Source organism: Chryseobacterium sp. SG20098 (assembly GCF_031844745.1).
In the GTDB taxonomy this organism is placed as follows: Bacteria; Bacteroidota; Bacteroidia; order Flavobacteriales; family Weeksellaceae; genus Chryseobacterium; species Chryseobacterium cucumeris.
Map to the genome: position 1 here is coordinate 4,022,606 of NZ_CP134622.1, position 24,291 is coordinate 4,046,896.

The following is a 24,291-nucleotide window of genomic DNA, read 5'->3' on the forward strand; positions in this document are numbered from 1 at the left end:
ACCTGCCCAAAATCTCTTTTTCTTATATATATTTGTTATTATATTAATGACCACTGCCTTTGGATATTTTATCAAGATCAATGCCCTGGGCTTTCAGAATCCCACTTACACGGATCGCATAGAATGCAAGATAAGCAAAACAAATGACCCCTACGATATAACTGAAATGAATATTGGTAATATCTGCAATATAACCCTGTATAAAGCTTACAATACCTCCACCCATAATCATCATAATAAGGTATCCTGAACCCTGATTGGTATGCTTTCCAAGTCCGTTGATAGCCAATGCGAAAATACAAGGCCATAAAGTAGAGCAGAAAAGACCTACACTGGTAAATGCATATACAGATACCATTCCTGTAGTGAACATCCCTATAAGTAGAGCGGTGATCCCTGCCAGAGAGAAGATCAGAAGCATTCTTGCCGGGTTTCCTTTGCTTAAAATATCACAGATAATCATTGCGATAATGATAAACCCATATACATAGAACGGAGAAAGATCATGATCGGCAATAGCGTTTACCAATAAAAATACACCGAATGCAAGATAAGGAGCTAAGAATCTTAAGATCTTTTTGAATCCAGCATTGACGTCAAATGCTTCTACAGCACCTGTCCAACGGCCAATCATTAATGATGCCCAGTATAAAGAGATGTAAGGGGCTACCTCTTTCGTTTCAAATCCCAAGCTTTTTTCCATATACGCCGGAAGGTTACTGGCTGTGGAAACTTCTACGCCTACATAGACAAAAATAGCGATCATTCCCATCACCAGCTGAGGATACTGGAATGCTGACTTTCTATGTTCTCCTGGAGTTGTATCATCGGTGTCCTCAGTGTTTGTTGGAGTTACGGCAGGAAGGGAAGAGAATTTAAGCATTAAAACTACCAGAGCAAAAGCTGCTCCTAAAATAAGATAAGGTGTTTTTACACTTTCTATACTCGCTTCAGTATTGGCTGCGCTTGCAGAACCAAAAATAGCAAATGCAACGATAAGAGGTCCAATAGTAGTTCCTAAGTTATTAATCCCTCCTGCCATTGTTAGCCTCTGAGATCCCGTTTCCGTAGGACCTACTTCAATAGCAAGCGGATTAGCAACAATCTGCTGAAGAGAGAATCCTAAACCTACAATAAATAACCCTGAGATCATTAAAGGGAAAGAATGCATATTGGCAGCCGGGTAGAACAATAAGGTTCCCAATGCGGAAATCAGAAGCCCCACAATAAGACCATTCTTATATCCGATTTTATTGATCAAATCCTGTTTAAGGCTCTTTGATACAAGCATATAAATTAAAGAGCCTACAGTATACGCTACATAAAAGCATATCTGTACAAGCATACTTTCAGTTTGGGATAGATTGAAGGCTTTTTGAAAAACAGGGATCAGAATATCATTACTGGCTGCTACAAATCCCCAAAAGAAGAATACAGTAACCAACGGAATGAATTGGGCCCAATTGGTTTGTTTAGAATAATTTGACATATTTATTATAGATTTCACAAACAAATATAACTATTTCCTTTCAACGGAATACCTGATTAAGGTTTTTTTTATTTTCTCATAAGCCTCTGCCTTTAAGTCTTTTGGCGAATCTGTAGGCTCAATGATTCCATTAAAATATACCTTTACTCTTCCGGGAAAGCCTTTTGAGTTTTCAAAAGGGAACATTTCCTTGAGTCCCACAAAGGTATAAACAGCTATAGGAGAATGATGTTTTGAAGACAGCATAAATGCACCGTCCTTAAAATCATCCAGGATAATTGAAGTATCATCTGGCACACCGCCTTCAGGAAAAATCGCGATACTGTTGCCTTCTTCCATTTTCTCAGCACACCTGCGGTATACATCTGCACGACTTTTTGCACTGGCTCTGTCTACCATTACACATATCCTTTTATATATGGTTCCGAAAATCGGAATTTTTACCAGTTCTTTTTTTCCTACAAAGCAAATCGGATGATCAGGGAAGAGAATGCATACAAGCATAATATCCATAATGGACGTATGATTGGAGATAAAGACGTAAGGTATATTCTTGTCTTTTTTCTGTTCTGAAAGTTTAATTAAATCATACCTGAAGCCCATTCCGTAAAACATACCAAAACACCAGAGTCTGACAAGTTTGTAACCGTATTTATAATGCTTTTTATTAAAGGATAAAATGTAAACGGGGATTCCAATGCTGACTGTCAGAAAAAATGCCAACAGAAGCAACCAGAATCTCCAGAGATAATTTAAAATTTTTGTCACAGCTTAACCGTTAAAAATTACTTTCTTTTTTATCGAATAATTCAGAATAGAAACCAGCAATATTGCTGCAATTTTGCTGATCATTTCCGGGCTCAAGGTATAAAAAAATAAATTGATATTATCTTTAAATATGAAACTATAGAATATTTGGAAAAAGCCTAAGCTAAGTAATGTTGAAAAAAAGGAGACCACCATAAAATAAGCAAACTCTTTTCTCTTTGAATGTTTTCCTCTTTCAAATACAAACCAGATGCTCAGAAAGTAATTGGTAATAATACCGCAGCTTGTGGAAAAAATGTTACTTAAAGGATAATGTACCCCATAAAAGTTGGTTTCCTTTACAAAGAAGTGCGGAAGATAGGTGCTGAAAATCTTAAAGCTTCCTATTTCTACAATGGCACTCAGTCCTCCTGCAATGATGAAGAACAAAACCTGTTTCTGGCGTAAGAGTATTTCTTTCATTTAATGATTATAAAACTAAAAATGTTTGTACATATTGGATAGCATACCGGGCGGGTTTATATCTCAGCAGATAAACACCTTAGCGAATTCCCTCTGATACTAATGGTTTTGAAATCTCAATAATCCCATGGCTTTACAATATGAATATGCAAATTTATAACTATATGTTAAACACTGAAAAAAGTTGTTAAAATATTTTTTTTAATAAAAATTATTTCTAATTTTAATATTCAGAATGATGTAATTAAGACCTGATAATAAATTCATTTTCAACTCCTTGTGTTGATGGTTTTTTCTATCTTGTAGTGCGCGGTTAAGCGTATATACTCCAAACATTTTATGACCCAATTTTTAATAATATTTGTATGAAACGTCAAAACAAATACAGAAAATTCCAGCTTCAACAGAAAAATATTGAGGCTCTTGAGAAAGAAAATTCCCGCTTCAAAAGAGTGTATTCAGAATATGAAAATATGTCAGACGAATTGTGGAATCTTGAAAACTCCAGCGGAGAACCGGTACCTGATGATTTTATCAATGCAATGGTATTACAGACTTCCTATCTGGAAGATGAAATAGAAGATTGGCTTATACAATTCAACGAAAAAAAAACACAAATCAAGCATTAATGATTTTAGACAGCTTCCAGGTTGTTTTTAAACGCTAATTGAAGATAAATTCATAATTTAGCACCCTTAAATTAAAATCTAAAATATGGTTGCTATTGTAGATAGTGGTTCTACTAAATCGGATTGGGTAATACTTGATGACTTTAAGAAAGTTTTTCTGAAAACAGAAACAATCGGTTTCAATCCGAATTTTATCAACAGAGAACTTATCGCTCCTGAAATACAGAAGAATAGCAATCTGATATCGGTTAAAAATTCAATTACCAAAGTCTTTTTTTATGGTTCCGGATGCGGTGTGAAGAAAAACTGCGAGACCATAGAGGAAGAGCTGAAAAAGGTTTTTGGAAAAGCGGAGATTATTGTGAAGGAAGACCTGATGGCTGCAGCTTATGCGGCATACAGTGGGAAACCTGCTATTGTGTGCATTCTTGGCACAGGATCAAATTCCTGTTTTTTTGACGGTGAAAATGTAAAGATAGAACTGCCTTCACTAGGATTCCTGATTGGGGATGAAGGAAGTGGAAGTGCTATCGGAAAGCAATTGGTGCGCAGATATTTTATGAAAAAACTGCCTGCAGATCTTCATAAAGAATTTGAAGCAGATTATCAGCTTACCGTGGAAGATGCATTGAAAAATATGTATCATACTCCGAGGCCAAACGCCTATCTGGCGAATTTTACCAAATTTGTAATCGAAAGAAAAGATCATCCTTATTTCAAAGACATGGTTTTTGAGGAAATGAAAAGTTTCTTCGAATATCAGGTTCTTCCTTATGAGGAAGCGCATGATGCCGAGATCAATTTTATCGGTTCCATCGCTTATTATTATGAAAATACATTACGTTCTGTAGCTACAGAACTTAATTTAAATGTGGGACATGTTGTGCAGAAACCAATTGAAAGCTTAGTAGATTACCACATTAAATATATACTTTAACAAAAAACAAAATTTTATGTCAAGTAACAACAATCGTGACGAAAAGAACTTTAGCCAGGCAGCGCTAGATTATCATAAAGCAGAACCCAAAGGAAAAATTGAAGTGATCCCGTCAAAGCCACACTCTTCTCAAAGAGATTTGTCATTGGCTTACTCTCCGGGAGTAGCAGTTCCTTGTATGGAAATTCATGATAAGCCGGAAACTGTATATGATTATACAGGAAAAGGAAACCTGGTAGCAGTAATTTCTAACGGTACTGCCGTACTTGGACTGGGAGATATCGGTGCTGAGGCTTCAAAACCGGTAATGGAAGGGAAAGGGCTTTTATTCAAGATCTTTGCAGATATCAACGTTTTTGATATTGAGATCGATGAGAAAGATCCGGATAAATTTATTGAAATTGTAAAAGGGATTGCTCCTACTTTTGGAGGTATCAATCTTGAAGATATTAAGGCACCTGAAGCTTTTTATATAGAACAAAGACTGAAAGAGGAATTGAATATTCCTTTGATGCACGATGACCAGCATGGAACAGCCATTATCTCGGCGGCTGCATTGATCAACTCTCTGCAGATTGCCAATAAAGATATTGATAAAGTAAAAATGGTGGTGAACGGAGCTGGAGCTGCAGCTATTGCATGTACCAAACTTTATATTTCATTAGGATTGAAAAAAGAAAACGTCCTGATGTGTGACAGTAAAGGAGTAATCAATCATAAAAGAGAAAACCTTACTCCTGAAAAATTAGATTTCATCGCTCAGACAGATATCGAAACATTAGAAGATGCTGTAAAAGGATCTGATGTTTTTGTTGGATTGTCAAAAGGAAACGTAATGACTCCTGAGATGTTGCAGAGCATGAATGAAAATCCTATTGTATTTGCTCTTGCCAACCCGGATCCGGAAATTGCTTATGACCTTGCACTGGAAACCCGTAAAGATGTGATCATGGCAACGGGAAGAAGTGATTATCCTAACCAGGTCAACAACGTATTGGGATTCCCTTATATCTTCCGTGGAGCCTTGGATGTACAGGCTACAGGAATTAATGAAGCCATGAAACTGGCTGCGGTACACGCTATTGCTGATCTTGCAAAAGAACCGGTGCCGGAAGCTGTAATTTTAGCATACAACGTTCAGAATCTTCAGTTTGGAAGAGAGTATTTCATTCCAAAACCATTTGATAACAGACTGATCACAAAAGTATCAAGTGCTGTGGCAAAAGCAGCTATTGAAAGTGGTGTTGCCAGAAAAACCATTACGGATTTTGACGAATACGAGCACCAGCTTTTAGACAGAATGGGCAGAGATGAAAGATTGGTAAGAATGATGCAGAGCCGTGCGAAATCCAATCCGAAAAGAATTACCCTTGGAAATGCAGAAGAATACAATGTATTGAAAGCTGCCCAGATTCTTTATGAAGAAGGAATTGCTTACCCAAGCCTTTTAGGAGATAAAAAATACATCAAGGAGCAAATGGAGCGTTACGGAATTACTCTGGATGTTCCTATCATTGATCCAAGTGATGACGATCAGAAAGAAAACAGAAAAAAATACAGAGAAACCCTTTGGAAACTTCGTCAGAGAAAAGGAATGAACGAGTACAAAGCGAAAAGATATGTACGCCAGAGAGACTATTTCGGGCCTTTGATGCTGAAGCATGGTGATACGGATGGACTTATTGTAGGATTCTCTAAAAACTATACTTCCGTTTTACGTCCTGTTTTAGAAGTTATTGAAAAAGATAAAGGAGTAGATAAAGTAGCGGCAATGATGATGATCCTGTCTGAAAAGAAACCTATTTTCTTCGCAGATACTTCTATCAATCAAAACCCTACAGCAGAAGATCTTGTGAATATTGCTAAAATGGCAGAATTTACAGTAAAATCTTTTGCCATTGAACCAAGAATTGCAATGCTTGGATTTGAAAACTTTGCTGCGATTTCTGAAACTTCCAAGAAAGTAGCGAAAGCAGTAGGAATCCTTCATGAAAAATATCCGAAAATGGTTGTGGATGGTGAAATTCAGCCTGATTTTGCAATGAATGCAGACCACCTGAGTGATTATCCATTCTCAAAATTAGGAACAACTCCGGCCAATACATTCATCTTCCCGAATCTGGAAAGTGCAAACCTTTCTTACAAAATCCTGAGAGGAATGAAAGTAGCACAGGTTATCGGACCTATCTTAATGGGATTAAAGCAGCCGGTACACGTACTTCAGATGCGTTCGAGCGTTGATGAGATCGTAAACCTTGCTACCATTGCTGTTCTTGATGCTCAAAGAAGAGAAAAGAAATCGTAATATAGAATGAGCGGTATAACTGGAAACAGTAATCCATCTCTCTTATTTAAAAAATGACACTGTAAACCGTGTTCAGATAGTAAAAAGACTCCATATTTTGGAGTCTTTTGTTTTTCTGTTAATTCCTTGAATTCTTATTTGAAATTTAAGTTAAAAATCATTCGTACATCAAATGAAAACATTAATTAGTTTAAATTGCTATATTTGGGAGTTTTAAAAATTAATAATGATATTTTCTTTACAAGGCACTGTTCAAGAACTTACGCCTACCTACGCTGTCATCAATGTTCAGGGAGTTGGTTACTATGTGGGAATCAGTTTGATGACCTCACAGACGCTGGTTTTGAATCAGCAGACCTTTTTATTTATTCAGCAGATCATTCGTGAAGATGCTCATCTTCTCTTTGGATTTAACACACGTTCAGAAAAAGAAATGTTCAATCTGTTAATAAGCGTTAATGGAGTAGGAGCTGTTTCAGCCCTTATTCTGTTGTCAACATTGAGTCTTGATGAGATTGCTTCTGCTATACTTTCCGGAAACAGTGCATTGATCCAAAAAGCAAAAGGAATTGGTGCAAAAACTGCCGAAAGAATTATTGTGGATCTTAAAGATAAAGTACAGAAATACAGCGATCCAAACGCGAATATTTCTGTGATGGTGGATAATAAAATTAAGGAAGAATCGTTATCTGCATTAGAAGTTTTAGGCATTCCTAAACGAACAAGCGAGAAGATTGCGGATAAAATTATCAAACAAAATCCAACCATCTCGGTAGAAGAATTGGTTAAACAAATCTTAAAAAACATTTAACATTTGGTGGCGAATATTAAGTATCTTAACATATTTTTGTTCCTGTCGTTCCTGTGTATGTCTGTGAGTGCTTTTGGGCAGGCACAGAAAGATACAGCGATCATAAGAAAACAATATGAAGTGGCCGACCCTACGAGGTATGAAGCCTATTACGACATAAAAACAGGGATGTACTATGTATATCCAAAAATCGGAAATACCATTACAGGTCCTCCTACAGCCATGTCTCCGGAAGAATATAAAGAATATATGCTTGCCAGTCAGACCAGAGCTTACTATAAGGAAAAATCAGATAAGTACAATCTTCTTTTCAGAAAAGATAAATCAGATGCAAGGAGAAAAGGACTTATTCCTTCTGTAATGATCAATAACAAGCTTTTCGAAACCATTTTCGGAGGTAATAAAATTGAAATCATCCCTTCAGGGTATGCATCCCTGGATTTTGCAGGACTTTACCAGAAAATAGATAACCCAATGATCCTGCCTCAGAACAGGACCAGTTTTACCTTTGATATTGATCAGAGAATTCAGTTGGGATTATTGGGAAAAGTAGGGGAAAACCTTCAGTTAAAGGCCAATTATGATACCCAGAGTGGTTTTGCTTTTGAAAACAGAATGAATCTTGTATGGCAGGCAAAAGGAAGCTGGAAAGATCTTCAGAGCAAAGGGCTTGGAAATGTAGATAAACCTAATGAAGGAGGAGAAGATAAAATCATCAAAAGAGTTGAATTTGGTAATGTAAACATGCCGCTTTCAACCAGCCTTATCCGTGGTTCACAATCACTGTTCGGGGTGAAAACAGAATTCCAGTTAGGAAAAACATTTGGAACCGTAGTTCTTTCCCAGCAGCAGGGTGAAGCCCGTAATATTGTAGTACAGGGTGGTGGTGTGATGAACAATTTTAAAGTCAACGCCATTGACTACGAAGAAAACCAACACTTCTTTATAGGACATTATTTCCTGAATAAGTATGATGATGCCTTACTTAATTATCCGCAGATCAACTCAACCATCAACATTACCAGAATGGAAGTCTGGGTATTGGATCAGGGGAACAGTAATCTGGCATATCAGAAAAGTATTATCGGGATCAGAGACCTTGGAGAAGGACCCGGAGGAGTTACGCTGCCGGATAACTCGCTGAACGGTCTTTATGATGCTGTTTCATCGGTAGCAGGAACCAGAGAAGCAGGTAAGAACTATGGAACTATTTTCCAGGGGCAGGTGCTTCCTGGAGATCCCGCTCCTTACGATAACGGAGAACAATTCATTTACAATACAAAAGCCAGAAAGCTGAACAGTAATGAATTTACTTTCCAGCCACAGTTGGGATATATTTCATTAAATCAGAAGCTTAATGACCAGCAGCTTTTAGCCGTTTCTTACTCATACACCGTTAATGGAAGCAATAAAGTATACAAAGTAGGGGAATTTTCTGAAGAAAGCCCGGTGTTGATTACCAAAGTATTGAGAGTAAACAATAAGGTGAATACGCAGTCTCCGATGTGGGATCTGATGATGAAGAATATCTATTCTATAGATGCAGGACAGGTATCTCCGGATGGATTTATCCTTAACGTCTATTACCGAGATCCAAAAACTGGAGGTAAGGTAAATTATCTTCCGGACACTCCTGTAAAAGATCAGAACTTATTGAAGTTATTTAACTGGGACCGTCTCAATATGAACGGCGATATTCAAAACAATAAAGACGGAAGTAAGGGAGATGGTATTTTCGACTTTGTGAATGGAATTACCATCAGACCGGAAACAGGAAGAGTCATCTTTACCAAAGTGCAGCCTTTCGGTAAATATCTGGAATCAAAATTAGGTACAAGTGATCCTCAATATGTTTTTCAGGATCTTTATACCAAACAAAAACAACAGGCGATCTCCAGTAACCTTGCGCAGAGGTATACCATGGAAGGACGCTACAAAGGTGTTCAGGGACAAGGTATTTCTCTGGGTGCTGTAAACGTTCCTCAGGGATCAGTAAAAGTGGCCGCAAATGGGGTACAGCTTACAGAAGGAGTTGATTATACCGTAGATTATATGCTTGGTACGGTTACCATCATCAATGAAAATGTAAAACAGTCCGGACAGGCGATCAATATTTCACTGGAAAACCAGTTGACATTTAATACCCAAAGGAAAAGATTCTTAGGATTAAACTTAGAAAGAAGATTCAGTGAAAACTTTATCTTGGGAGGAACAGTAATCAATTACTCTGAATCTCCATTGACTCAGAAAGTAAACTTTGGCCAGGAAGCGGTAAACAATACCATGGCAGGGATCAACCTGATGTATAACAATCAGGCTCCTTATCTTACAAGACTTACCAACAAACTTCCGATGGTGAAAACCGAAGCTCCATCCAACTTAAACTTCAAGATGGAAGCGGCCTACTTGTTACCTGGCTTGAATAAAGGAACAAATAATCAATCTTACATTGACGATTTTGAACAAACAACTTCTAAAATATCATTAAAAGAGCCGGCAGCATGGAGCCTTGCTTCAAAACCGGAAAAAAATACATTGCCGCCATTTAACACTGTACCGGCCAATGATGATCTAACAAGCGGATATGGAAGAGGATTATTAACATGGTATAATATTGACCCTAGATTCTGGGGAGTGGGAGGAAAAGCTCCGGCAGGAATTACTCCACAGTCTGTATCCAATCACGCTTCCAGAAGAGTACAATATTCGGAGATTTATAATAACAGAGATTTCGTAGCAGGAGAACAAACCTTCACGAATACTTTCGATATTTCATATTTTCCTAAAGAAAAAGGACCATACAACGTAAATCAGTTAACAGAACAGCCACAAAGCAGATGGGCAGGGATCATGAGATCGATCAGTGTTCCCAACTTTGTTACTTCAAACATTGAATATGTTGAATTCTGGATGATGGATCCTTATGCAGATGGTAAAACGCTGGGTACTGATCCAAAACTTTTACTTCACTTAGGAAACGTTTCAGAAGATGTATTGAAAGATGGAAAAATGCAGTATGAAAACGGACTTCCAACTCCAGGTAATCCTTCTTCTACAACGAATTCAAACTGGGGAACACAACCAAAACAGCCACCAATTTTATATGCATTCTCTACAGAAGGAGATGAAAGAAAAACACAGGATGCCGGATATGATGGTCTTACTTCTGATCAGGAAGCGATGAGATTCGGAAATACTTTTGTAAACCCCGTAACCAATATTGCTGACCCTGCAGTGGATGACTTCGTATTCTATCTTTCTGATAAATTTACAGGAAGTCAGGCAGCTTCAGTAGTGGAACGATATAAATATTTCAGAAACCCTGAAGGAAACTCAGAAGCAAACTCTCTGAATGTAGCTTCGCAAACTCCGGATGCTGAAGATATCAACAAAGATTACAACCTGGATCAGACTGAAAATTATAACCAATATGTTATAAAGCTTGACCAGCCAAGTTTGTCACTTGGAACGAATAATATTGTAGATGTAAAAACAGTAAAAGCAACATTCCAGAACGGACAGAGTTCAGATGTTAAATGGTACCTGTTCAGAATTCCTGTAGCGAATTATGATCCGGCAGAAGGAACACACGAAGATGCAGTACTAAATAATGTAAGATTTGCAAGATTAATGCTTGCAGGATTTGATCAGACCTCTACTTTAAGATTCGGAACAATGGATCTTGTAAGATCAGACTGGAGAAAATATACCAGTAAAATTGCCAGTGTAAATGTTCCTAATTCCGACGAAGGAACGGGAACTGTAACAGATCCTAATTTTGAAATAGGAAGTGTAAATATTGAAGAAAATGCATTGAACCAACCTCCATATGTATTGCCTCCGGGAATTGACAGGCAGGTATTGAGTGGAAATGCAGGAGCGCAGAGACAGAATGAAGCATCACTTTACATGAAAGTGAAAGACCTTAAAACTGAGGCAAGAGGAGTATTCAAAAATACAACATTGGATATGAGAAGATACAAAAAGCTGAAGCTGTTTGTACATGCTCACGATCCATTGAACAGAGTGATTGGATTGGATGAGAATACCAAATTCTTTATCCGTTTCGGAAGCGATGCTACTGATAACTATTACGAGTATGAATCATCTTTAAGAATGACTCCTACAACAGCAACAGCTCCTATGGAGATCTGGCCAATGGAAAACGAAGTTGATTTTGATGTTCAGAACTTTGTAGATGCAAAGATCAGAAGAGATAAATCTGGTGTTGCTATTACAAATAGAACCGTTGACACAGGATATCAGGAGCCTTATAAAAATATTTATATCAAAGGTAGACCAAGTTTAGGAAATATTACCACCATTATGATTGGGGTAAGAAATGCAGATCCAAGAACAAACTCTACCATAACAAGAGTTCTTTGGGTAAACGAAATCCGTCTTTCTGAAATTGAGAATGATGGTGGATATGCAGGAAATGCCAGCTTAAACTTCAATATGGGAGACCTGGCAACAGTGAATGCCAATGCCTCTTATACCTCAGTTGGTTTCGGAAATATCGATTCAAAACCTGCTGAAAGAACACAGTCTACTCAATCTGCATTCAGCATCAATACGGCGATCAATGTAGATAAATTCCTTCCGGAAAAAACAGGGGTGAAAATTCCTTTAAACTATTCTTACTCGCAGACTATTGAAGATCCAAAGTACAATCCTCTGGATACCGATGTAGAATTTAATAAGGCACCAAATAAAGATCAGTTGAAAAAAGTAGCGAGAACCTATACTCAACAGAGAAGTATAGGAGTCGTTAACATGCATAAAGAAAGAGTAAATCCAAATAAAAAGCCTAAGTTTTATGATATTGAAAACGTATCAGTAACTGCTGTTTATAACGATGACTATTTCAGAGATATCTATACCAAGAGAAATTACAGACAGTATCTGAGAGGGTATATTGATTATAACTACACCTTTAAACCGTGGGTGCTGAAACCTTTCAACAAGATGATCAGTGATACGGCAAAATCGACAAAGTATCTGAGATGGGTAAAAGAATTCAATATCAATCCAATTCCTACAAGAATCTCTTTCAGAACTGAAATCGACAGAAACTACAACGAGCTTGAGTTCAGAAATGTGGAAGCAATCCTTAATGGCGATATGAACAGTAATTTCGATGCCATCAGAAACAGAAACTTCTTCTTTGGATGGCAGTATGGATTAGGATTCAATTTTACAAAATCATTAAAACTGGAAATCAATTCCGCAACCAGAACATTAAATGACAATCTGGATGTAAATTCGATGGACAGCAAATCGATTTTCGGAAATATATTCAGAGCAGGAAGGCCGGTATTGTATAATCACAGAGCACAGTTAAACTATAAACTACCATTCCAATATTTGCCTTATCTGGATTTCATTGATGCGGAAGTAGGATATGGATTTACTTATAACTGGGCTGCAAGATCTACCTCATTGCTTGGATTTGTAGATCCTAACAATAATAAAACAACGAGTTTAGGATCCATTGGGCAAAATACCAATGTGATTCAGGCAACAGCTTCTGCGGATCTTCCGAAGTTCTTTGGCCAGTTTAATTATTTCAAAAATATTAATGCCAAACTTCAGAAACGCAGACAGGAGATGGACTCTCTGAATAATGTATATTCGAAACAATGGGAGAAAAACAGATACCGATATAAGAAATATAAATTTAAGAATAAGCTTACTCCACTTCAAAGCGCTGCATTCTTCTTAACTTCTTTCAAACAGCTAAACGTAAGTTATAACGAAACGAATGGAACAGTACTTCCGGGATTAATATCAGCTCCAAACTGGTATGGATACGGACAGACATTGGGAGGTCCGACACTGGGATTCCTTTTAGGATCACAGGCAGATATCAGAAGAACAGTAATGGAAAACGGATGGGTTAGTGATTCTAAATACATGACAGATCCTTATGTAAGAATGTCGACCAAAGAATTGAGAGCCGACCTACAGGTGATACCAATGAACGATTTAAGAGTAGATCTTAATGTGTTGCATACCTTTAACAGTAACTTCTCCCATACAGGATTCAACTATACCAATGGTGGAGTTCCTGATACAGATTTTACATTTGCCAGCGAAATGATAACCTATTCCAATACAACAACGCTTCTTGGTACATCATTTAAAGATGGGCAGGCAGTTTATCAGGCGATCAGAGAAAATGCGAGAGCTCTTTCTCAACAGCTGGGAGATCCGGGAGCCGTATTGGATAACAACGGATTTGCTAAGCATTACAGCATTGGAAATGCCTATGTATTGATTCCTGCCTTTAGAGCAGCGATGGAAGGAAAATCAGTGACGCCTATGGGCAATCCTAAAAAATCAGGATTCCCGTTACCAAACTGGAGAATTACCTATTCCGGGTTAAAGAATATCCCGATGATCAGCGGACAGTTCTCGAAGTTTGATATCTTACATGCCTATACCGCCACTTATACAGCGACAGGTATTCAAAGCAATGTAGATTATCATGGCAACCCGAATGGATACTATCAGGTTGTAGATAACGCAGGTAATATAGACAAAAATGGTGGTGATAAAATTAACCCATATACATTCGCACAGGTGGGATATGTAGAATCTTTCTCACCACTTATCGGAGTAGATGTTACCATGAGAAATAATATGCAGTTCGGAATACAGTACAACAGAACCAGAATGATGGTACTGGGATTAGTCAACCAGACGCTTACCGAAGATGCCAATACAGAATATGTAGTAAGACTTGGTTATATTGTACGAAACTTCAGATTGGGAACAGCTAATATCAGAGGTCGAGGAACAAGAGGAAAAGGAAGTGACCTTAACATCAGAGGAGATATTTCATTAAGAGACAGTAAAACATCTATTATGAATATTCTGTTAAATGATGCCCAGGTTACAGGAGGACAGAGACTCATGAACATTAAACTTTCCGCAGATTACAATGTTTCCGAGAATCTGAATCTGAGAGTATTCTACGAACAGATGACCTCAAAATACAAGATCTCCACAGCATTCCCGCTGTCTACGATCAGAGCAGGTATTTCAGCCACATTTACATTCGGTGAATCCGGAGGTGGATTCTAAAAATAATACAAACATAAAAGTCCTTCATTTGAAGGACTTTTTTTATATCCAATATTTGAAGCTACTATATTTTTGAATACATTTGTACAAAATAAAAATTTAAAAATGAACACACCATCAGAATTAAAGTACACGAAAGATCACGAATGGATCAAGATCGAAGGTAACGTTGCTACAATCGGTATTACAGACTTCGCACAGGGAGAACTTGGAGACATCGTTTACGTTGATGTAGATACTGTAGATGATGATCTTAATGGAGGAGATGTTTTCGGAAGTGTAGAAGCAGTAAAAACTGTTTCAGATCTATTCTTACCTATTTCAGGAAAAGTTATCGAGTTTAATTCAGAATTAGAAGATCAGCCTGAACTGTTAAATACAGATCCTTATGGAGACGGATGGATCATCAAATTGGAAATTGCTGATGGAGCAGATCAGTCAGAGTTACTTTCTGCAGATGATTACAAAGCGATCATTGGATAAGATTTCAAAAATATTTAGTAAGATACTGCCCATTTATTGGGCATTTCTTACTTATATGCTTCTCAAGCCGGGAGAAGAAAACCATGAATATTGGTTCATGTTCAGCGGTATCGACAAGGTTTTGCATGTAAGCATATTCGCAGCACTGGGTTTCTCTTTCATTGCTGCTTTTCCCAAAATAAAATTCTCATACTTTGTCCAGCTCATCCTTATTTATGCTTTCCTCACCGAAATCCTGCAGGAAGAAATGGGATTGGGAAGATCGATGGAAACTTTAGATATCGTAGCAGATACGATCGGATGTCTGTTAGGATATTATACCTATAAGTTATTAATCAAGCGTTTCTTTTAGCACGCCTTTCAAATCATCACGATTTTATATCTATTTTTTATTCCCTCTTCACCAGTACATTTAAACTTTTTCACTCTCAAACCCTCCAACTCTCCAATTTTTTCAGGAGCTAATTCCTGCTATCCATTCCTACTCCTCGCGCCCGTGCACTCCAACGCTGTCACCCTGAGCGAAGCCGAAGGTCCCACACCAAAAACCCACCCTCCGACGCAAGCTGCGGGGTAACCATTTCTATCAGGGCTAGGGTAGGAGTCGTTAATGATAAGTGGTTAATGATGAATGATGAGGTTCTGGTTATTGAGTTTCGAGGTTCGAGTTTCCAGGTATAAAAGGAATATTGGTTTGAATTTTCATATTGCAGAATTCTATGTAAACATATTATTGAGTATAAATCCCTATTCCCATTGTATCATTCCGCAGGTACTACAAGTTTGCAATATGATACTTTTCTATTTCTCTCTAAAAATGCAGTAAAATATTTACATACAATAGCTATAGATTATTTTTAAACTTATTTGTCATTGCAATGTATTTTATCTCATCTTATAAATAGGCGAAAATATTGACACAAATTTTGACACATCATATCAATTAAATATCTTTGTTTTAAAATATTCTATATGGCAACAGTAAAATACTATCTGCGTAGCAAAACAAAAGGCAGTGCAATCCAGATTCAGTTATCAATATCGAAAGATCTTAAAATGCGAAATTCTACAGGCTTGCAGATTGATTATTCTGATTGGAGCGATAAAACCTCTCTTCCCAAACAAAACAATCCCCACAATAAAAATCTGAGTGCAGAGCTTGTTGATTTAAAGAAATTTGTATTGGAAGAATATAATAAGGATTTTACCAGTGGTGTTCTATTTGATTCGCATTGGCTTAAAAATAAGATCAGTCTTTTTTTTGAGAGAGTAGATGTAAAAACCAGCGATGATATTGTGGTCAACTACATGAAAAACTTTAACGAGCTTCGGGCATTGGCTAAGACGAAAAAGACTACCGATCATCAATACCTCATGCTGGAAGATAAATTTTTAAGATTTCAGAATATTCAGAAGAAGAACTATGTATTTGCCGAGGTAGACAAACGGGTAATGCTTGAATTTAAGAACTGGCTTATATCCAAAGACAAGCTAATGGAATCAACTGCTAACAGAACCTTAAAAAACCTGAAAACAGTATTGCTTGATGCCAGAGCAAACGGTAAGCTGCTTCATCCTCAGGTTGATAAGTTTACCATTGAGAGTGTAACCTCTATAAAAGTATTTTTAAACTTTGAGGAACTTTCAAAAATTAAAAATGCCAATATTATAGGGGAAGACTTGCTTCATGCCCGTGACTGGCTTTTAATCGGCTGTTATACGGGACAGCGTGTGAGTGATCTATTGGAGATGAACCCAACAAAAATTTTCACTAAAACAGATTCTGAAGGTGAAAGTTACCGATTTATAGACCTTGTCCAGCGTAAGACAGGTAAAGATGTTAGCATCCCCATCCATGATGAGGTTGAACAGATTCTTAAAAAGTATGGGGATCATTTTCCTCCATTATTCAGGGGTGCAACTTTAAATAGTAATGCAACCCGTTTCAACAGCCTTATTAAGAAAGTCTGTGAGTTTTCCGGCATTAATCAGATTTTAAAAGGCAGGATCTATGATGACAATCTAAAACGCAATGACATTGTAGAGACAGAAAAATTCAATCTGGTCAGCACCCATATCTGCCGCCGCTCCTTTGCTACTAATTTCTATGGAGACAAGAGGTTCACCACGCCACAGGTCATGGCTATAACAGGGCATAAAACAGAAACCACCTTTTTACAGTATATAGGCAAAACCTCATCAGACCATGCCTTAAATACAGCAAAAACTTTTAGAGAGATAAAAGAGAAGGGAGAGAAAATATCATAAAAAATGATCAGTCCTTTATCGTAATATAGTAAATATGTGCTGAGATTATGTATTTTTGGTACTAAAAAAAAATACGATGCATAAAAACACAAATATTATTGTTTTTCTTAATCGTTTGTAATTCTGAAATATGTTATAATTACAAATATCATTAAGAAGGAGCTGTGATTTGGTAGCTTTCACAAATTTGTGTCCTTTATGGCATTCAACGCTTTCTTCTCAGGCGTGAGGGTTGGAAAGATAATCATAAACGGGTGTATCGGATTTATTGTGAGGAAGGCTTTAATCTGCGTAGGAAGAAGAATAAGAGAATAAAATCTGCAAGAAACAGAAAGCCTACGGATCGTACATCTTCCATTTTACACAAATGCTGGAGCATACATTTCATGAGCAATGCCTTGTTTGATCGAAAGAGATTTAGACTTTAGTTGATAATTATGGTCGAAAATTTTTGGCTATTGAGGCGGGAATTTCCATCAAGGTAGAAACGTCACAGAAATATTAAAAAATATTACCTTTGAAAAGAATGCTTTTCCGAGCGTATAAAAATAGATAATGGTCCTGAATTTATCAGCAAAGAATTGGATAGAGGGGCTTATGAAAAAATAGAATTAGAATTTTCAAGACTGGGAAAACCTACTGAAAATGCATTTATTGAGAGTTTTAACGGTTCATTACGGGATGAGTGTCTTAATGTTCTCCTTACGAGATGCACAGCAAAAATTGGATTTTTGGAGTGATGATTACAATAAATACAAACCTCATAGCTCGCCAGGGAATTTAACGCCAAATGAATTCATCAATAACAGTCATAAAATACAAATTTCTCTATTTTAGACTGTTCCATGTATTTTTTTGGGGGAGGTCATTTGAAAGTATCGCTGCCAATCTTATGTATTCTGAATTATATCTGTTACTAAAAAATTAAATGCAAACGGTAATTTAATTTTGTTCGTATTCCTATTTCTTTTGTTATCTGAAACTTAAATACGTATTTTTGTATTACTTCAGCCCTAAATACACAATTTATTCTTTTACAATTAATTAATAGTAATGTATAAAACATTTTAGAAGTTAGATATGGAAACAAAAAAGGAAAACTCTACAAACAATGTCAATCTAAATTATCTGAATAATTATTGTGGCATTTCGTATACGCTGGTAATGATTGGTGGTAGATGGAAGATAAATATTTTAGCCTATCTTTTAAAAGAAAAGAAACTGAGATTTGGAGAGTTTAAAAATAAACTTGAAGGAATTTCCGAAAGAATGCTCATCAAAAGGCTGAAAGAATTAGAAAATGACGGATTAATAAGCAAAATCATTTACCCCCAATACCCTCGAAAAGTTGAGTACGAATTAACAATACTTGGCCAATCTCTTAAAGAAATCATCAAGTGCATGGATGAGTGGGGTGAGTCGAGGTATGACAAAACATAAAATCTCCGCTAATATAAATTGCGGTGATTTACTATTCAATAACATAACAGTTATTAAATTATTATTTTAAAATTCTTATCCAACATTAGCAGAATTACCGAACATACACACATTATTAAGGAATTATAGTAATGATTATACTCTCCATGAGCCATATGAGTAGTGAATGCAGCGATTGCAAAAGGAAATAGAAAAAGAATTCCCAAATTTCTGAATTGTGGTTTAATTAATCCCACAACAATCAATATAAAGCCAATAAACTCTAATGCACCAATCATTATTGTCCATGTTCTATTGAAACCCAGCAATTGCATACTTTTCATCATAGATTCTTTCTGAAAGATTTTGAATAATGACGCATATCCGAATACGTACAAATAATAGACATAACATACCCAATAAATTATTTTACTTACTAATTCCATTTATTAAAATTTATTTTCCAAATTTAATTACTAAAAAAAATCTAGAGAATAACGGACAAAATTGTATGTATAAGAATTTTGTAACTGTTCGTATATACATAACTGAAACATTTAAAATATTGAAATCCTAATTACAACTCAAATGAATTTCGTATTATATACTTACTTCTAATATATTGATCTAAGTGAGTGGGTAGTTTTAAGCTTCTAATGTCAAATAATTTTCCTACACTTTAGCAAAATTTCCCCAACGATAACAATGAATTTATTAGCCAAAACTATAATTTTGAATATAGCTGAAGTTAGTGAGTTTACATTCTGATTATAATAGTAATGGTATTTGTTTTGCTTTAGTTTTTATTTGTTTTGTAATTATTTTTATATGAATAATCATAGGATATGTTTTTTTTAGTAAGTTTGCTTTTTTATTTAACGAGATTATTTATATAACACTTCAATTTTAATAATGATGGTTGAGTTGAAAATGTAAATGCTTGTGAAAACTTTTTATAATAAAACAGTTATATGGATTATTATTCTTTAAAATAACTATTATGATTATCTGTTAGTTAATTTTCAAATACTGTGCAGTGATCCTTTGTCAAAATTGAATTATTAGCTAAATGATTCTAAAATTAAACTGAATGATAATGAAAAAAAATTTTATTACAGTGATTGTTCTATTTTCTCAGATAGTTTATTCACAATCTTCCGGAGTGGGCATTAATACAACCACTCCCAAAAGTACCTTTGACATAAATGGTAAAAAAGATTCTTCAGGATTAGCAGTTTCCACAGATATTGCAGGACTTCAGGCTCCGCGTCTTACAATAGCTGAGCTTACGAGTAAAGGTGATACGCTTTATGGCCCAGACCAGAAAGGAGCTATGGTTTACATTACGGATGTTTCTGGAGGAAATGTAACAGGTCAGAGATCTAATATTACTTCTGTTGGCTATTATTACTTTGATGGTTCTGCTTGGCAAAAGATGGTTACTACCACTTTACAACCGTGGCATTCCACTACTACAGGCACCGGTGAAGCTACGGTTACAGAAAATATTTATCACTCCGGTAATGTGGGGATTGGGATTACTTCTCCTGATGTCAGCGCAGCTTTGGAAGTGGCTTCTACTAACAAAGGAATTCTTATTCCAAGAGTTGCCTTAAAAGGTTCTACAGACCAAGAGACGATATCTTCTCCTACCGATGGTTTGATGGTTTACAATATGGGAACTAGTGGATTTACATTTAAGGGATTCGTATTTTGGAATGGTACAGAATGGAGATCGTTGAATAACAATCCTACTGTACTTCCTGATATTTTATCACTTAATTGTACAGATTCTTCTACTTTTCCGACAACATTTACTGCTGGAGCTGTTTATAATGGGACACTTACTGTTCCTTATATCAAAGGTAATGGAGGAACCTATTTTTCAGGAACTTCATTCTCCCAGAATGGACTTACATTTACTTTAAATCCTGGAACACTTAATTATGGTAATGGCTCCATATCCTATTCAATATCGGGAACGCCCAACTTTACCTCACCAAATACGGTATCATTTCCAATAAGCTTTTTGGGGAAAAATTGTAACGCTACAGTGGGAGAAAATGTAAGTCTTAATCCAGTTCAATACTTAAAGAAGATAGTCAGTCCAATCCCTACAACAACAGATGCTGCAGTTCAAGAAGCTACTAAAACAACTTTCGGAAATCTATCAATTAGATATGGAGGACTTGTTAATAATGTAAAAAATAGTGCGAATTCAATTCAATTAAGTCCAAGCATTACAACCCAAATGACAATATGGGGAGAATTGATTGGTAGCAGTTCTACTTCAGCTTTACTCAAGCAAACACAAGCTACAGTAAATTCTAATAACTGGATTGGATGGAATTTATCATTTAATCCTCTTGTTAGAGACCAAGGTAGAATACTAGTTTCATTGCACACTACCGGAGAAATATATCGTATTACAATACTGTGTAATGATAATATGACCAGTCCTGCTGTTTTAAGTAATCTTTCTTTTTTCATTGAGAAATTACAATAAACTAGCTTCGGTATCACTGTTGTCCGATAAAAAAGAAGCCTAATTAAAGGCTTCTTGAAATTGTCTTAATTTAGTTTTGAAAGAAATAAAATACGATGAGTAAAAGTAATCATTTTTCTACCCAATCGGTTTTCGGACAGCTGATTTCTTTAATTGATGAAGGATTGATTGGCAAAGAGGTTAAAAAATGTGATTCCGACCGCTATACCAAACGCTTTAAGACGAAAGATCATCTGATAAGTATGCTTTTTTGTTCTTTTTCAAAATGTACTTCCCTACGTGAAATATCAGGAGCAATGTTAGGTTTATCAGTTAAAATGGCGGGATTTCGGCTCAATCATATTCCCAAAAGAAGTACTTTGTATGATTATGTTTTTGATAAAGGATACAATGACTACAAGGCTTTCAAGCATTTCACATCACAAAACACAGGACTTGTAACCCGAATAAAGGATAATGCCTCGTATCTGAAAATAGAAAAATTAGATATTGAAAGTCATATTCATTCAGGGGGTTAAAAGATGAAGTCATAGAAATTGAGGTGAAAAAAGGCAAAGCAATATTAAATTAACATTGAGAAAAGTGACGTTTTATGAACGCCAAAACAAAAGAGAATTTGAATTTTTAACCAATTTGGTTGATATGCGGGCTAATTTGATTGCCGCTCTCTACAAAACAAGATGGCAAATAGAGCTTTTGTTCCAACAGCTCAAACAAAACTTTCCCTTAAAATACTTTCTGGGAGATAATGAAAACGCCATTAAAATACAGATTTACTGCGTATTGACTGTTAATGTTTTGCTTGTGGTAATTAAAAAGAGAGTCAAACGCAATTGCTCATTTTCAAATTTGGTAAGTTTTTGCAAAATCCACCTTTTCAACTATATCAATTTGATGAAATTTCTGGAAAACCCAGAAAAAGACTTGCAAATAGAGCGGCTAGAATCTGAACAGCTTACACTTTTTTGATAGCTTGTTTTTAGAAATTGTAAAATGTAAAAATACAACAAATTGATAATCAATGTTTTGTAAAATTAAAAAAATGAAAATTTAAATTTTATCGGACAATAGTGCTTCGGTATAAATAAAGTTTAAAAATAAATGTCTGTTATTTATTTTTGTGAGTTGAGTTTTTTTGAGAGAAACAATAAACATTTAAGAAGCTGGCAAGAAAAGTTAAATATTGCGTGTTAGGTAGTGTTCCTTAATTTGGATATATATAGCTGTTTTTATTAATAATTTTATATTCTAATTTTTTCTGACACAGAGCTTATCTGGACTTTATTTTTTGAAACTTTTTCATAGCAATCACAATGAAAGCTAGATAATTAAACTCTATTCGGCTTGTTATTGAAGTGTCAAACCTTTTAAGTATTGATCTGAAGATATCCAGTAAGGCATTTGTTCTTTGGATAGCATATCGTTCTTTGTATAATTGATGATCAAAATAATAATCATTATATATTTATGAGTTTTTTTATTATTAGGAATATTGGCTATTATTCCAAAATTGAAAGCTTTTTTACGTAAATTTTCAGCATCAAATCCTGCATCAAAATTCAGGGAAATCCCATTCAATGGGAATAGCTGATTGATGTAAAAAATCTGTGATCTGCTCAAAATGTTTTTCAATAGTAAAAAGATTGTTATTATTTCTACAAATAGGTATTGACATAGCTAAGTGCAAACTGTTTCTATCAGTCAGATATATAGCATTGGTTGTTTCCGTTTTTTCCTACCCTGATAACCAACTGCTTCATCACCAAGCAAGGCTGTTGTGTGGCTACCATCTACATCTCCACTGGATAAATCAATTTTTGATTTGTTCTTTTGTAAAGTACTACTCCAACAGGCTTTTCATCTTCTTGCTTTACACCATTTACGATAATATCCAAAGACTTTTTATAATGAAGAACTTCTTTGCTTAATAACTGAAGTATAGGTAAAAGATACCATTCAATACCTGTTTTTAAGCTTATATAAAATACTATTAATAATACCACAGAGATGTACTTTGAATTCAAACCCTCTTTTTTCAACAGAAATATAAGGTAAGATCTCTAATTCTATTGTATATTTGCTCAGTACTTTGTAAAATAAGTGAGATTTTTATTTCAAACTTGTGAACAAAATTTTATTAAAATTCAAGACGATTTATAAAATTTTATAGTGCCAAGGAAAATGATTTAAGATATTTGCATAATTTTTGTAGTTAAATTAAAAACTAATGTTAAGAATTACACTATGCTTTATTTATCAAGAATTTATCTAAAAGAAGAATGTCCTAAAGCCTTTCCTTTCAATCTTACTTTTTTGAAAGACGGATTAAATATTAAACTAAACAAGAGTGTCACATTTTTTGTTGGTGAAAACGGAATAGGAAAATCTACTTTATTAGAAGCTATTGCTGATAAATGTAATTTTAACCTGTCTGGAGGTAGTCGAAATCATAATTACAATTTCCACAAAACTGAATCCCAATTATCAGAATATCTTACACTGTCTTGGAAAATTAAAACTGGACAAGGCTTTTTTATGAGAGCAGAAAGCTTTTTTAATTTTTCAACATATATTGACAAGATTGCTGAAGAAGACAAGCAGATTTTAGACGCATATGGAGGGAAATCACTACATCACAGGTCTCATGGTGAAGCATTTTTAGCTTTGTTTCATAATCATTTTCAAAAGGGAATTTATATTCTTGACGAACCAGAAGCAGCTTTGTCTCCACAAAGACAACTTTCATTACTATCAATCATACATAAACTTGAGAAAACAGGTAAAGCTCAGTTTATTATTTCTACACATTCCCCTATTCTGATGAGTTATCCTAAAGCTGATATTTTCTTATTGGATGAAAATATTCAACTTGTAAACCATAAAGATACTGAACATTATCAAATAACAAAAAGTTTTTTAGAATCACCTGAAATTTATTTCCGTCATTTATTTGATCATATTTAGATGGCAATTTTCGCGAGAGGCAGAAAAATTCAATCTTGTAAGCTCCCATATTTGCAGAAGAAATTTTGCTACTAATTTCTAGGAGATAAAAGATTTACCAACCCACAGTAATGGCTATTAAAGGACACAAAACAGAAAGAACGTTTTTATCCTATATTGGT

General features: G+C 35.5%; 19 protein-coding genes and 1 pseudogene. 14 read left to right on the forward strand and 6 right to left on the reverse strand.

Features of this window, described 5'->3' with window-relative positions; all coding sequences use genetic code 11:
* Positions 1-43 precede the first annotated feature (43 nt).
* The 3 genes from RHP76_RS18475 to RHP76_RS18485 are packed head-to-tail and all read right to left on the reverse strand — an operon-like array spanning position 44 to position 2,719.
* Positions 44-1,489: an MFS transporter gene (locus RHP76_RS18475; protein ID WP_311228757.1), complete on the reverse strand. Its 1,446-nt coding sequence runs from the start codon at positions 1,487-1,489 to the stop codon at positions 44-46.
* A gap of 30 nt (positions 1,490-1,519) precedes the next feature.
* Entirely contained in the window at positions 1,520-2,257 is a 738-nt protein-coding gene (locus RHP76_RS18480) for a lysophospholipid acyltransferase family protein (protein ID WP_082798740.1), read from the reverse strand.
* 3 nt (positions 2,258-2,260) lie between these two features.
* Entirely contained in the window at positions 2,261-2,719 is a 459-nt protein-coding gene (locus RHP76_RS18485) for a GtrA family protein (RefSeq protein ID WP_062672481.1), read from the reverse strand.
* A 365-nt stretch (positions 2,720-3,084) separates the two neighbouring features.
* On the opposite strand from RHP76_RS18485, the gene RHP76_RS18490 reads away from it, so the two are divergent.
* The 10 genes and pseudogenes from RHP76_RS18490 to RHP76_RS18530 all read left to right on the forward strand — a co-directional run bounded on the left by RHP76_RS18490 (position 3,085) and on the right by RHP76_RS18530 (position 18,681).
* Positions 3,085-3,348, forward strand: a complete 264-nt coding sequence (locus RHP76_RS18490) for a hypothetical protein (protein WP_062672483.1) — start codon at positions 3,085-3,087, stop codon at positions 3,346-3,348.
* A gap of 85 nt (positions 3,349-3,433) precedes the next feature.
* Positions 3,434-4,285: an ATPase gene (locus RHP76_RS18495; RefSeq protein ID WP_062672485.1), complete on the forward strand. Its 852-nt coding sequence runs from the start codon at positions 3,434-3,436 to the stop codon at positions 4,283-4,285.
* Positions 4,286-4,301: 16 nt separating this feature from the next.
* Positions 4,302-6,590 carry an NADP-dependent malic enzyme gene (locus RHP76_RS18500; protein ID WP_062672487.1) on the forward strand — a complete coding sequence of 763 codons (2,289 nt, stop codon included), beginning with the start codon at positions 4,302-4,304 and terminating at the stop codon, positions 6,588-6,590.
* A gap of 226 nt (positions 6,591-6,816) precedes the next feature.
* Positions 6,817-7,401 (forward strand): Holliday junction branch migration protein RuvA, encoded by a 585-nt coding sequence (gene ruvA / locus RHP76_RS18505; protein WP_120233586.1) that lies wholly within the window; start codon positions 6,817-6,819, stop codon positions 7,399-7,401.
* A gap of 57 nt (positions 7,402-7,458) precedes the next feature.
* Positions 7,459-14,490 carry a T9SS outer membrane translocon Sov/SprA gene (gene sprA, locus RHP76_RS18510; protein ID WP_311230268.1) on the forward strand — a complete coding sequence of 2,344 codons (7,032 nt, stop codon included), beginning with the start codon at positions 7,459-7,461 and terminating at the stop codon, positions 14,488-14,490.
* A 105-nt stretch (positions 14,491-14,595) separates the two neighbouring features.
* Positions 14,596-14,973 carry a glycine cleavage system protein GcvH gene (gene gcvH, locus RHP76_RS18515; RefSeq protein WP_047098621.1) on the forward strand — a complete coding sequence of 126 codons (378 nt, stop codon included), beginning with the start codon at positions 14,596-14,598 and terminating at the stop codon, positions 14,971-14,973.
* Positions 14,974-14,998: 25 nt separating this feature from the next.
* On the forward strand, positions 14,999-15,325 hold the full coding sequence (locus RHP76_RS18520; RefSeq protein ID WP_311230269.1) for a VanZ family protein: 327 nt from the start codon (positions 14,999-15,001) through the stop codon (positions 15,323-15,325).
* Between the two features lie 620 nt (positions 15,326-15,945).
* A complete protein-coding gene (locus RHP76_RS18525) occupies positions 15,946-17,241 on the forward strand; it encodes a phage integrase SAM-like domain-containing protein (protein ID WP_311228758.1) in 1,296 nt (431 codons plus the stop codon).
* Between the two features lie 581 nt (positions 17,242-17,822).
* Positions 17,823-18,078, forward strand: a pseudogene (locus RHP76_RS23465) (transposase).
* Between the two features lie 243 nt (positions 18,079-18,321).
* The gene (locus tag RHP76_RS18530; RefSeq protein ID WP_311228759.1) at positions 18,322-18,681 is read left to right on the forward strand and encodes a winged helix-turn-helix transcriptional regulator; all 360 of its coding nucleotides are present in this window, start codon (positions 18,322-18,324) and stop codon (positions 18,679-18,681) included.
* Between the two features lie 53 nt (positions 18,682-18,734).
* Here the strand turns inward: RHP76_RS18530 and RHP76_RS23470 are convergent, their stop codons facing one another.
* On the reverse strand, positions 18,735-19,106 hold the full coding sequence (locus RHP76_RS23470) for a DoxX family protein (protein WP_409193501.1): 372 nt from the start codon (positions 19,104-19,106) through the stop codon (positions 18,735-18,737).
* Between the two features lie 650 nt (positions 19,107-19,756).
* On the opposite strand from RHP76_RS23470, the gene RHP76_RS18535 reads away from it, so the two are divergent.
* The 3 genes from RHP76_RS18535 (at position 19,757) to RHP76_RS18545 (ending at position 22,135) form a co-directional block, all read left to right on the forward strand.
* On the forward strand, positions 19,757-21,166 hold the full coding sequence (locus tag RHP76_RS18535; RefSeq protein ID WP_311228760.1) for a phage tail-like protein: 1,410 nt from the start codon (positions 19,757-19,759) through the stop codon (positions 21,164-21,166).
* Positions 21,167-21,261: 95 nt separating this feature from the next.
* The gene (locus RHP76_RS18540) at positions 21,262-21,684 is read left to right on the forward strand and encodes a DUF4372 domain-containing protein (RefSeq protein ID WP_311228761.1); all 423 of its coding nucleotides are present in this window, start codon (positions 21,262-21,264) and stop codon (positions 21,682-21,684) included.
* A gap of 64 nt (positions 21,685-21,748) precedes the next feature.
* Positions 21,749-22,135, forward strand: a complete 387-nt coding sequence (locus RHP76_RS18545; protein WP_311228762.1) for a transposase — start codon at positions 21,749-21,751, stop codon at positions 22,133-22,135.
* A 378-nt stretch (positions 22,136-22,513) separates the two neighbouring features.
* Here the strand turns inward: RHP76_RS18545 and RHP76_RS18550 are convergent, their stop codons facing one another.
* Positions 22,514-22,786, reverse strand: a complete 273-nt coding sequence (locus RHP76_RS18550; protein WP_311228763.1) for a hypothetical protein — start codon at positions 22,784-22,786, stop codon at positions 22,514-22,516.
* A gap of 170 nt (positions 22,787-22,956) precedes the next feature.
* Complete coding sequence (locus tag RHP76_RS18555; protein ID WP_311228764.1) at positions 22,957-23,190, reverse strand: hypothetical protein; 234 nt, start codon at positions 23,188-23,190, stop codon at positions 22,957-22,959.
* Between the two features lie 220 nt (positions 23,191-23,410).
* On the opposite strand from RHP76_RS18555, the gene RHP76_RS18560 reads away from it, so the two are divergent.
* Entirely contained in the window at positions 23,411-24,130 is a 720-nt protein-coding gene (locus RHP76_RS18560; protein WP_311228765.1) for an AAA family ATPase, read from the forward strand.
* Positions 24,131-24,291: the final 161 nt, after the last annotated feature.